This is a genomic window from Ruegeria sp. AL2, from assembly GCF_056540845.1.
Genome location: NZ_JBQFXM010000041.1, coordinates 1 through 12,361 on the forward strand (window position 1 = coordinate 1; position 12,361 = coordinate 12,361).

9 protein-coding genes are annotated in these 12,361 nt (G+C 57.3%); all 9 read right to left on the bottom strand.

The genetic code is table 11. The annotated features are described in order from the left end of the window. Positions 1–301: 301 nt before the first annotated feature. Positions 302–2,962, bottom strand: a complete 2,661-nt coding sequence (locus ACR0ID_RS19860) for a molybdopterin-dependent oxidoreductase (protein WP_480608223.1) — start codon at positions 2,960–2,962, stop codon at positions 302–304. After that, the gene (gene nirD, locus ACR0ID_RS19865; RefSeq protein ID WP_480448388.1) at positions 2,962–3,294 is read right to left on the bottom strand and encodes a nitrite reductase small subunit NirD; all 333 of its coding nucleotides are present in this window, start codon (positions 3,292–3,294) and stop codon (positions 2,962–2,964) included. Before nirD ends, ACR0ID_RS19860 begins: the two co-directional genes overlap by 1 nt. Beyond that, complete coding sequence (gene nirB / locus ACR0ID_RS19870; protein ID WP_480608226.1) at positions 3,291–5,726, bottom strand: nitrite reductase large subunit NirB; 2,436 nt, start codon at positions 5,724–5,726, stop codon at positions 3,291–3,293. Before nirB ends, nirD begins: the two co-directional genes overlap by 4 nt. A gap of 4 nt (positions 5,727–5,730) precedes the next feature. Further along, positions 5,731–7,410 (bottom strand): ABC transporter ATP-binding protein, encoded by a 1,680-nt coding sequence (locus tag ACR0ID_RS19875; protein ID WP_480608229.1) that lies wholly within the window; start codon positions 7,408–7,410, stop codon positions 5,731–5,733. A 5-nt stretch (positions 7,411–7,415) separates the two neighbouring features. After that, on the bottom strand, positions 7,416–8,498 hold the full coding sequence (locus tag ACR0ID_RS19880; protein WP_480608232.1) for an ABC transporter permease: 1,083 nt from the start codon (positions 8,496–8,498) through the stop codon (positions 7,416–7,418). Between the two features lie 72 nt (positions 8,499–8,570). Further along, positions 8,571–9,935 (bottom strand): CmpA/NrtA family ABC transporter substrate-binding protein, encoded by a 1,365-nt coding sequence (locus ACR0ID_RS19885; protein WP_480608235.1) that lies wholly within the window; start codon positions 9,933–9,935, stop codon positions 8,571–8,573. Positions 9,936–10,206: 271 nt separating this feature from the next. Beyond that, a complete protein-coding gene (locus tag ACR0ID_RS19890) occupies positions 10,207–11,376 on the bottom strand; it encodes a CmpA/NrtA family ABC transporter substrate-binding protein (RefSeq protein ID WP_480608238.1) in 1,170 nt (389 codons plus the stop codon). After that, entirely contained in the window at positions 11,373–11,957 is a 585-nt protein-coding gene (locus ACR0ID_RS19895) for an ANTAR domain-containing response regulator (protein WP_480448382.1), read from the bottom strand. Before ACR0ID_RS19895 ends, ACR0ID_RS19890 begins: the two co-directional genes overlap by 4 nt. 136 nt (positions 11,958–12,093) lie before the next feature. Beyond that, positions 12,094–12,361 (bottom strand): hypothetical protein (locus ACR0ID_RS19900; protein ID WP_480608241.1); only part of this gene is annotated, 268 nt, incomplete at its 5' end.

Genomic DNA, 12,361 nt, shown 5'->3' on the forward strand with positions numbered 1-12,361 from the left:
GTCCCATCATGGCTGATCCCTCCCTTTAGGAAGAATTGAATCAGCAACTTACCAACCGATCAAGCCCGAGTTTTTCAACAAAATAAGCCCTCAGCTGCCTTTTCTGCATCTTGCACGAGTGACTTCGAAGCACTGATTGCCGCCGTTGGCCTGCAAAAGGACGGCAGATAACCGTCATTCGGCTTCGGTCAATCTAGCTGTTGTGGCACACATCACATGAGACATTCGGGGAAACGCAAAACTTGGACACCTGTTTAGATCTCTAACGCGGGCCGCAGTCATGTTCAATGCGATCCTGAGACTAAGCTGTTTGTTCTTGCGGACAGTTCTTCGTTTTGTGGAGGATCAATTTCGAATGTTTTGCGACCAAATCAGCCAATTCTGGCCGGCAGGACCCGCAATTCGTTCCAGCCTGAAGAGCATCTCCGACACTATCAACATCGGTCAATCGCCTGTCGTGTATAGCGCGGATGATGGTGTTTAGACCGACCTCGAAACACGAGCAGACGATTGGTCCGCAGTCGTCGGAATCAGCAGATGACCGACCAGAGAGAATTTGCTGGGGCGCAACCTCAGGCAAAGCCGCCAAATAATCTCGCATAAGTGTTGTCGGTTGGCGAGAAACAAAGAGCGCTGCCAAAATTTGCCGCCCGTCTGAGAGCGCAATTCGGTACGAACCGCGTTTGGAATCTTGTACTGAAGTCACCGTTGCATCCGGCAACCCGAACCAATCGCGCGCAGTCTTTTCCCAGTCTTCTACGATCTGCTTCCCAGCTAGCTCCATTCTGTAGCCGTTGCTTGTTTTTGCAGCTGCCCAATAGTCCGCCCTAGGCAACACTGGTTCAATTGAAACGGCGAAACCGTACCATGCAGCATGCATACGTCGTACAGATACCGCTGTTGACTTGCTCTCCGGTTGTCCGGAAATCGGATCAGTAACGCTGGGAACTATGGCGTTTACACGGGCGGCCGGGGCCGTTTCTCCAGTCCAGTGAATGGGCGCGAACACATTTCCAGGCGCAATAGCTTCAGTGATGCGAAGCCGAAAAATGCCGCTTCCGACTGAGCTGCTAACTTCGACCAAATCGGCGGGATAGAACCCCAGCTGATCGACGTCCTTCGGGTTCATTTCCAAATAGGGCTCGGCCAGGTGCGCCGATAAGCGAGGCGACAAACCGGATCGGGTCATGGTGTGCCACTGATCCCGATTTCTCCCTGTGTTCAACAGGAAAGGGTAGCGTTCTGATGGCTCTGCCCTGGGCGTTCGATGGATGACCGGCACAAACCGCGCCTTGCCGTCAGTATGAAAAAACTTCCCGTCACCGAAGAAACGACCGTCAGCTTTCGGCGATGTCGTTGGCCACCGTGTCGGGCACATGGCATCATAGTCTTCGTCGCTGATGTCCGAAAACCTAGCAATCTCAAAGTCTTTACCTAATAAAACGGCAAGCGAGGACATGTCCGCATATTCTCGAAAAATCTGCGCCGGAGATTCATAACTGAAAGCCTCTGTCCAACCCATACGGCGACCCACATCGGCCAAGATATCCCAATCCGCGCGTGCCTGTCCCGGAGGGGTCAGAACACCACGTTGCCTGCTGATCGTGCGGTCAGAGTTGGTTACAGTGCCGCTTTTTTCGCCCCATCCTGCGGCTGGAAGCAAAACGTCTGCTAAGCGCGCAGTGTCTGTTTGGGCCGTCAGATCGCTTACTACGGTGAAGGGGCAGTTTTTGATCGCCGCCTTGACTCGATCGGCGTCCGGCATTGTGACTGCTGGATTGGTGTGGATGATCCATAGTGCTTTGATCTGGCCATCTTCGACGGCGCGAAACATGTCGACAGCTTTGAGACCGTGCTTCTGCGCCATCTTCGGTGCGTTCCAGAATTTCCGGACTGCTGCGCGGTGGGCATCGTTTTCGATATCCAAATGGCAGGCTAGCATATTGGCTAGGCCGCCCACCTCTCGACCACCCATGGCATTTGGTTGACCGGTTACCGAAAATGGCCCCATTCCTGGGCGCCCGATCCGACCACTGGCCAGATGGCAGTTCAGGATCGCGTTGACCTTGTCGGTTCCGCTAGAGGATTGATTGACGCCCTGACTGAAGATTGTGACAACGCGCTCGGTGCCAATCCACAGATCGCAAAAGGCTTCAATCTCATCTGAGGTAAGCCCCGTCTCATCAGGATCGTCAAGCTGTGCCAGCTCGAGGGCTTCCGAGAATCCAACGCTGCGATCCAGAAAATCTGCGGCAACGTGCCCCGTCTTGTGAATGCTGCGCAGCAGGCGGTTGAACAGAGCGACGTCGCTGCCGGGTTGCAACGCCAGATGTAGATCGGCCTGATCGCAGCTCGCGGTTCGACGTGGGTCAATAACCACAATCTTCGTGCCACGCTTACGCCGTGCGGCAATGACGCGCTGATAAAGAACGGGATGGCACCAAGCGAGGTTCGAGCCAACCAGGACAACCAGATCAGCCTGATCCAGATCCTCGTAGGTTCCGGGCACCGTATCGGTGCCAAAGGCGCGTTTGTGCCCTGCCACGGTTGAAGCCATACATAGCCTCGAGTTGGTGTCGATGTTCGCCGACCCAATGAAACCTTTCATCAGCTTGTTGGCGACATAGTAGTCCTCGGTCAGCAACTGCCCCGAGACGTAGAATGCGACACTGTCGGAACCATGTTCGGCAATCGTTGACGAAAACCGATCTGCAACCAGTTGCAGCGCATCGTGCCATTCTGCATCCTGTCCAAACACACGCGGGGCCAACAGGCGGTTGTCCAACCCAACCGTATCACTCAGTGACAAACCCTTTAAACACAGGCGACCGAAGTTCGCTGGATGGTCGGGATCGCCTTCCACGGTCAGCCCCCCTGCACCATCAGGTCGAAGCAGAACGCCGCAACCTACACCACAATAGGCGCAAGTCGAACGAACCTCTGGTAAGCCGGTGCCGTCCATCAAGCTGCGCTCCGACGGGTCACCGCGCTGTCGTCCAGCAGGATGCGACCGTCTTCGATACGCACCGAATACGTTGCAATCCGCCCATCATCTGTGCCTTGGGCTTCGCCAGTGTTCAGGTCAAACACCCAGTTGTGCAGGGGACAAGTCACGGATTGCCCATGCACGATGCCCTCGGACAACGGCCCACCTTTGTGTGGGCAGCTGTTGGTGGCAGCGAAGATTTCGGCTTCGGCGGTGCGGAAGACCGCGATGCAGCCGATATGCGTTTTCACCAAACGCGCGCCACGCAGTGGGATGTCGTCGATATGTCCGATGTCGATCCAGCTCATTCTGCGGCCTCCAGTGTGAAATCTGCGATCGGCGCATAGGTCTGCGCCTTGTCCTTGACGTGTTCCGCCCACGGGTCCTTACGGTAGATGCTTTGAGACAGCTCGAACCGTTCGACCAGAGCGGCACGGTTTTCCCGGTCCTCCACGACCTGAGCTTTGACCCAGTCCATGCCCACTTTGCCCAGCCATTTATACAAACGGTCCAGATACTTGCCGCCTTCGCGATAGGCTTGGGTGACGGCCATCACGACTTCAATCGCTTCGTCTTCGGTTGGGACCTGACAGAGCAATTCAGTCTCTTTGACGTCCATACCGGCGGCACCGCCGATGCTGATCTGATACCCTGAGTCCACGCAGACCACACCGATATCCTTGCAGGTCGCCTCGGCGCAGTTGCGCGGGCAACCTGACACCGCCAGTTTCAGCTTGTGCGGAGTCCACGACCCCCACAGGATTTTCTCAAGCTTGATGCCGAGACCCGTGCTGTCTTGTGTTCCAAACCTGCAATGATCGGTGCCGACACAGGTTTTGACCGTGCGCAGGCCCTTGGAATAGGCGTGGCCAGAGACCAGACCAGCCTGGTTCAGATCCGACCAGATGGCGGGCAGATCCTCGCCCTTCACGCCCAGAAGGTCGATACGCTGACCGCCCGTGACCTTCACCGTCGGCACATCGTATTTGTCTGCCGCATCGGCAATGGCGCGCAATTCTTCGGGGGTGGTGATGCCTCCCCACATGCGCGGAACAACGCTGAACGTGCCGTCCTTTTGGATATTGGCGTGTTTGCGTTCGTTCACGAACCGGCTTTGCGGGTCGTCTTGGTATTCCAGCGGCCAATCGGCCAGAAGATAGTAGTTGATCGCGGGACGGCAGACATGGCAGCCGTTGGGCGTGGTCCAGCCCAGCTCTTGCCAGACGGCGGCCTGGCTTTTAAACTCCTGCCCCTTGATCAGACGACGTACATCTTCATGGGTCAGATCGGTGCAGCCGCAGATTGGTTGCGCCGTTGGCATTTGGAAGTCGTCGCCCAGAGTGACTTGCAAGACTTGCTCGACCAGCCCCGTGCATGTCCCGCAGGACGCGCTGGCCTTAGTGCCGGCGCGCACAGCACCCAGATCACCGGCCCCTGCATTGATCGCCTCAACAATCTCGCCCTTGCATACGCCGTTGCAGCCGCAAATCTCCGCCTCAGGCGGCAATGCTGCAACGGCTGAGAGAGGGTCCGCGGTGTCGCCCCCCTGATAGGCGGGCCCAAAAATCAGCGTCTCACGCATTTCGTCGATGTTGGTGCCATCCTTGATCAGACCGAAGAACCAACTGCCATCGGCAGTGTCGCCATACATGACCGCGCCGACCAGACGATCCTCTTCGATGACCAGCCGCTTGTAGACCCCGCGCGAGGGGTCGCGGAACACGATATCCTCACGCTCAGGCGCGTCCGCGAAATCACCCGCGCTAAACAGATCACAGCCGGTGACTTTCAGCTTGGTCGAGAGGGTTTTCTGAACAAACGCAGTCTTTTCGCCCAACAGCGCCTGCGCGGCGACCTTCGCCTGATCATAGAGCGGCGCGACAAGACCAAAGACCGCCCCGTCATGTTCGACGCATTCGCCCACCGCAAAGACATCCGGGTCCGAGGTCAGCATCTGGTCATCCACATGGATGCCGCGCCCGGTGGCCAGCCCCGCCTCTTGTGCCAGAGCCGTGTTGGGACGGATGCCCACGGCCATGACCAGCAGGTCACAGGGCAGTTCGGTTCCGTCCTCCAGCAGTAATGCGTGGACCTTACCTTCCTTCCCTAGAATCTCCTTGGAGTTCGCTTGCAGACAAGTCTTGATACCTTTGTCTTCCAACGACTTTTTCAGCAAGTAGCCTGCGGCCTCGTCCAGTTGCCGTTCCATCAGGTGGCCCATGATGTGGACCACGGTGACGTCGACGCCATGGGCCGCCATGCCCGCAGCCGCCTCAAGCCCCAGCAAACCGCCTCCAATTACGACGACCTTGTTGTCGGGCCCCATGCCCATCATCCGCTGCGTGTCTTCAAGATCACGATAGGCAATCACCCCTTCCAGATCATGCCCGGGCAGAGGGATCATGAACGGGTTCGACCCTGTCGCGATCACCAACTTGTCGTATGGAACGTGGCCGTTCTCGCCCTCAACCACCTTCATCTCACGGTCGATCTTGGCAACCTTCTCGCCAAAGCGGCAGGAGATTCCGCGCTCGGCATACCAGGTGTCATCATGGGTGACGATTTCATCGTAGGTTTTCTCGCCCGACAGGACCGGGCTGAGCATGATGCGGTTGTAGTTCCCGCGCGGCTCGGCGTTGAACAGGGTGATGTCGAATGCATCCGGCGCGGCGTCGGTCAGGTGTTCCAGCACCCGACCCGAGGCCATGCCTGCGCCAATGACAACAAGTCTCTGCTTCATGATTTCACTCCGCTGCAATCGCCTTTGGGGCGGGTGTTTTTGGCTTGGTGCCGTGTTCGTATTCTTCGAGAAAATCGAGGACTTCCTGCCGGTAGGCGTAGTAGTCCGGATGTTTCAACAGGGCCTTGCGGGTACGCGGGCGCGGCAGGTCGACCTTGGTGATCTTGCCGATTGTCGCCTGCGGGCCGTTGGTCATCATCACCACTCGGTCGGCCAGTAGGATCGCCTCATCCACGTCATGGGTCACACAGATTGCGGTGACCTTGGTGCGGGACCAGACTTCCATCAGGACTTCCTGCAATTCCCAGCGGGTCAGGCTGTCGAGCATCCCAAAGGGCTCATCCAGCAGCAGGAGTTTTGGAGACAGAGCAAAGGCGCGGGCGATGCCGACGCGTTGCTTCATGCCGTTCGAGAGATCCGAGGCAGATTTGTCCATCGCATCAGCCAGTCCGACACGTTCCAGATAATACTCCACCACGTCCTGCCGCTCGGCCATGCTGGCCTTGGGATAGACCTTGTCGACGCCAATCGCGACGTTTTCCTTGGCGGTTAGCCATGGGAACAGGTTGGGCGATTGGAACACCACGGCGCGTTCCGGATCGGCCCCTTCAACGTGACGACCATCCAGCTTGATCGCGCCCTTGGAGATGTCGTTCAGACCTGCCGCCATGGTCAAAACCGTGGACTTGCCGCAGCCGGAATGGCCGATCAGCGAGATGAACTCACCCTTGTCAATCTTAAGGTCGAAATCTTCGACCACGGTCAAAGGGCCTTTGGGCGTCGGATAAACCTTGTGCAGCTGCGAAAAGTCGAGGAAGCGGTTCTCGATCATCCCCTTTTGCGCCTCTGCCACCGCCGTTGGAACCCCGTGGATCGGGGTGACATCCGGCAGAATACGAGAGCCTTCGACCTTGGCCTCGATCCCCACATCCATCAGATACTTGGTGACGTCAGCGCGGAGACGTTTGAACGTCTCATCGTTGTTCATCGCACCCCGATCCCGCGGGCGTGGGATCGACACTCGAAACTCCTGCCCCAAAGTCCCATCTGGGTTCAGAGCGATGATACGGTCGGCCAGAATGATCGCCTCATCAACGTCATTGGTGATCAGCACGCAGGTCTTTTTGTCGGCCTCCCAGATGTGTTCGATCTCATCTGCCAGATTGGCGCGGGTGAGCGCGTCGAGCGCCGATAAAGGCTCATCCAACAGCAGAACTTCGGGATTCATCGACAAGGCGCGCGCCACGTTGACCCGCTGGCGCATCCCGCCGGACAGTTCCGCCGGGCGGCGCGTTGCGGCATGGCTGAGACCCACCATCTTCACATAATGCGCGACCTTCTCGGCTTTCTCGGTCTTGCTGAGGCCAGAAAAGACCGTATCCACCGCCAGACCCACATTGCCGCTGACCGTCAGCCAGGGCATCAGCGAATAATTCTGGAAGATCACGCCACGCTCGGGGCCCGGGCCTTTGATCGGGGCACCTTTGAACGTGACCTCCCCAGTGGTCGGGCTGTCTAACCCGGCCATCAGGTTTATCAGAGTGGTCTTGCCGGTGCCCGAAAAGCCGAGGATCACCAGAAACTCGCCCTCTTGCACCTCCAGATCGATGCCTTGCAGCACATCCGTGCGTGCGGTGCCCTCGCCAAAGGATTTCGAGGCGTTCTTGAAGCTCAGAATGCTCATCTCGATCACCGGTTGTTCGTGAAGGTAAACAGGGATTGCAGCGCGTACATCACCCGATCCAGCAGGAAGCCGATAATGCCGATGGTGAAAACCGCAACCATGATCTTGGCGAGCGAACTGGAGGAGCCGTTCTGGAACTCATCCCAGACAAACTTGCCCAAGCCGGGGTTCTGCGCCAGCATTTCCGCCGCGATCAGAACCATCCAGCCGACGCCCAGCGACAAGCGCAGGCCGGTGAAGATCAGCGGCAAGGCCGAGGGCAGCACCAGCTTGGTGATCTTGGTATAAGTGTTCATTTTCAAAACCTTGGAAACGTTCACCAAGTCTTTGTCGATCGATGCCACACCCAGAGAGGTGTTGATCAGCGTGGGCCAAAGCGAACACAGGGTCACGGTGATGGCAGAGATCAGGAAGGATTTCGCAAACCAGCCGTCATTCGTGACGTAGACCGCCGAGACAATCATGGTCACAATCGGCAACCACGCGAGAGGAGACACCGGTTTGAAGATCTGGATCAGCGGATTCAGTGCGGCATTGGCGGTCGGGGACAAACCAGCGGCAATGCCAAGCGGCACGGCGACCACTGTGGCGATCAGAAAGCCGAAAAACACCGTTTTGATCGAGGTCCAGATTTGCTGGTAATACGAAGGTGCCCCGGTAAAGGCGACTTCCTTGACCTTCTCTGGCTGACCGGCATCGATGAACTTCTGATTGCGCTTTTCGACCATCGCTTCGAATTTGGAGCGCTTGGCGGCCTTGGCTTTTGCGTCTTCGTTCAGGCTGACCATCTCGCTCCAAACCTGCGCAGGTCCGGGAACCGCACCAAGCGAAGTCTGCACCTTGGGGGCCAGTGTGGCCCAGAGCAGCAGGAAGGCACAGATCGACAGCAGGGGTACGATCAGCAACCGCCAGATTTCGGTCATCTGCGCACGTGGGTTGTCTCCGGCGGCGGCCTTTAGGACGGGCGTGGCCCAGCTGAGGCCCAGCACCTGAAACCACTTGTCAGCTGCGTTGATGCGGGTGAAAAGGCGGGCGCGACGTTCCTCTCGGGCGGCGTCTGCATTGAATTCTGGATCGACCGTTGTCATCTGATGTGTCCTTGCGATGGCGGGGCACTGTTTGGGCCGCGCCCAGCAGATGCTGGGCGCGGATTTTCGGGATTAGCCTTGCACATCCGAATCGACGATCGTCTGACCGTCTTTCAGACCGATAGAGAGGCTTTCGAGATAGGCGTTGGGGGTACGACCGTCATAGGCGATGCCGTCGATGATATCCTCGGCCGGGGTCGGCGCTTTGTAACCATCGCTCTCCCAAGGAAAGTCGGCCTCATTCGCAAGGCCTTCGTCGACAAGCAGGCGTGCGGCTTCCAGATAGATTTCGGGCTTGTAGACAGACTTTGCGACTTCGTCATACCAGCTGTCTGGTTTTGCTTCGGCGATCTGACCCCAACGGCGCATCTGAGTCAGGTACCAAACAGCGTCCGAGTAGAACGGGTAGGTCGCATTGTAGCGGAAGAACACGTTGAAATCGGGAACCTCGCGCTTGTCACCTTTTTCGTATTCGAATGTGCCGGTCATCGAGTTGGCGATGACGTCATAGTCCGCGCCCACATATTCTGGACGGCTCAGGATCTCGACTGCCTCGGGGCGGTTGGCGTTGTCGTTCTCATCCAGCCACTGCGCCGCGCGGATCAACGCTTTGGTCACAGCCAGAGTGGTGTTTGGATATTCCTCGGCAAACTCGGCGTTAATGCCGAACACCTTTTCAGGATTGTTTTTCCACAACTCATAGTCAGTGATGACCGGAACGCCAATGCCTTTGAACACGGCCTGCTGGTTCCACGGCTCACCGACGCAATAGCCGTAGATTGTTCCAGCCTCCAACGTCGCAGGCATCTGCGGCGGAGGCGTCACCGACAGGAAAACGTCCGCGCCGATCTGACCGGTTACGTTTTCAGGGCTGTAGAAGCCCGGGTGCAGCCCACCCGCCGCCAGCCAATAGCGCAGTTCGTAGTTGTGGGTCGAGACCGGGAAGACCATGCCCATATTGAATGGCTTGCCTTCGGATTTGTATTTCTCAACGACCGGAGCCAATGCCTCGGCGCTGATGGGATGCTGCGGGCGGCCGTCGTCCATCACGGGGATATTCGGCTTCATTTCTTCCCAAATCTCATTGGAAACGGTGATACCGTTGCCATTCAAGTCCATCGAAAAAGGGGTAATGATATGCGCCTCGGTGCCGTAACCTATTGTTGCGGCCAAAGGTTGCCCGGCCAGCATATGCGCACCGTCCAATTGCCCGTCGATCACGCCATCCAGCAGCACTTTCCAGTTGGCCTGTGCCTCAAGCGTGACGAACAGACCTTCATCCAGAAAATACCCATTCTCATAAGCCACCGCCAACGGTGCCATGTCAGTCAGTTTGATAAAGCCGAAAGTCAGTTCATCTTTTTCAAGCTCCAGCTCGGCCAATGCCGGAGACACAAGCGCTGTCGTCGCAGCGAGGCTCAGAAGTAGCTTTTTCATCTCGGTCCCTTTCGTTTCAGCCCATTTCGATTGGGCAAACAAAAAAGCCGCCGACACACACCGCCGGGAGGAAATGGCGGTTGGTCGAGCGGCTTTGCTCTTGTGAGGTGCCCAGCGTTCTAGGCGAATTCCTTCGGTGGGCGTCGTTGCCTGCCGATGAACTGATTAAGCCAGCCGCATATCGGGTGGTCACCAAAATTCGCCATTTTGGCGTGGAATTTTCTGCGGTGCAGCGCGATTCAATGCTGCGGTGCAAAAAAATTGTGCAACCTTATCCGGTCGGCTCGAAAATGCGTCGGTCAAAAAACATGTTTTGCGGCAGAATCAGGCTGCCCGTCGCCGAAGCGACAGCCGTCGAATCGGTCAATGCCCCTTCCAGCTTTTCGGATGCGCCTGGTGTGTCAACACCCAGTCCTTGCAATTCGCGACGATAGAGATCGCTGCGAAAGACCTTGGCGGCCTGTCGTTCAGCCGTCGCAGGGTCCAACCCGTTTCGTTTTGCGAGTTGATGCGCAACCCATTTCGCCTGACTGCGCCAGGGGAAGGTTGCTGCGCCATCAAAGAACTCGACAAATCCCTCCACTTTGCGCTGCTCTCCACGCGCAGAGATCGTGAACTCACCCATAAGGGCACGGTCAACCAACTCGGGCGAGACATTGAGGTAGGTTTTGCGCGATAGCATCTCTGATGCGGTGGTCCGGCTGTCCGGGTTGGACAGCCACCGACCCGCCCGCCAAACCGCCCGCATGAGGCTGCCCAAAAGATGAGGTTCAGTTTCCGCCCAATCGTTTCTGACGGCCAGTACCTTTTCTGGTGCGCAGGTCCATATCGCTCGGCCAGGCAGAAGCAAGGCACCAACATTATCGTCTACCGAAAAGGATCCCCACGGCTCACCTACGCAGAACGCGTCAATCTCACCGCTGGCGAGAGCTTGCGCCATCAGTGGCGGCGGGACGGTACGGATTTCGACCTTTTTTGAAGCTAGACCCGTTCCGGCAACCCAATAGCGCAGCAGTTCAACATGCATCGCAAACGGAAATGGAACGCCAAAGACAAGAATATCACCAGCGGCTTGCGCCAATGTATCCCCGGCGGCTTGGGCGTCTGAAAAATCGAACTCATACCCCATATCCGCCAGTCGCTTGGCCAATTTGGTGCCGACACCGATGACATTGCCATTCAGGGACAGGACCGACACGGCGGAAAGCGGTGTTGCGATACCCCCCAAACCCAAAGCCATCGCCACGGGCACCGGAGACAACAGATGGGCTGCGTCGACATGGCCGAAGGCCAGCATATCCCGCAACGATGACCACGATGGTGCGGGGCGAAGGTCCAGCGAGATCCCTTCTGCATGGTCAAACCCCATCTCGCGCGCGACAATCAGCGGGGCCGCGTCCACCAAAGGCATGTAAGCGACAGGCAGCGTTACCGTCCTCATGAGAGCAACCCCGACGCTGTCACCAAGGCCTCGGCCACGTCTGCAACGCGCCGGTTCTGGTTCATCGCAGTTTTACGCAGCAAGGCGTAGGCCTCGTCCTCTTGAATGCCTTTGGCCTTCATCAGCAGGCCCTTGGCGCGGTCAATCAGCTTGCGCTCTTCCAGAGCACGGCGGGTTTCGGCCAGTTCGGTTCGCATCTGACGTAGCACCTGAAACCGGGCGATGGCGGTATCGATCACGGGTTTGATGCGCTCGGCTTGCAAACCATCGACCACATAGGCCGACACCCCCGCCTCAACGGCGGTTTTTGCCAAACCGCCCGCCGCGCCCGAGACGAACATGGCCACTGGTCGGTCCAATGGGCCAGACGCAACTGTCAACTCCTCCAGCATATCCCGCGATGGATTGTCTATGTCGATTAGAACGATGTCTGGGCTATGCATTGCAATTTTACGTGCCAGCCCTGAGACATTGCCAATCACAAAAACGTCTACGTCTCCGGACTCCTTTAAGGCATCCACAATGGCAAACGCACGTTCTTGATTCCGCTCAACGACAACGACAGTGAGGTGTTGTTTCATAGGCACCTAAGTGAGCCCAAGCTTTATCGATCGCAATTCAAAGGCCACCAAGTATCTCACCAGGCCACCAGCATGCCTATTTTATCAGCTTATTTTTATGTGCCGCGGAACGTCTGCACAGTTTTTCGACATGCCATCAAAGAAATCTGCACCGAACGCTGTCACGGCGCATTGGATCGTCATTTTGGCTTTCGACAGGGCCACTCTCTGGATCGTTTAGATCGAAAGGCGCTTCCACAGATGATGCGAAATCGAAGGTCCGCTTTGACAGCCAGAACCAAGCCACGCCACTATCGCTGCGAAAGTCCGCTTTCCGCCGATATTGTTGAAAAACAACGTGTTGCTGGCGCAGAGAGAGGCGTACCGAACTGAGCGCGAGTGCCTTTCTTGTCAGGCTTTGCTCG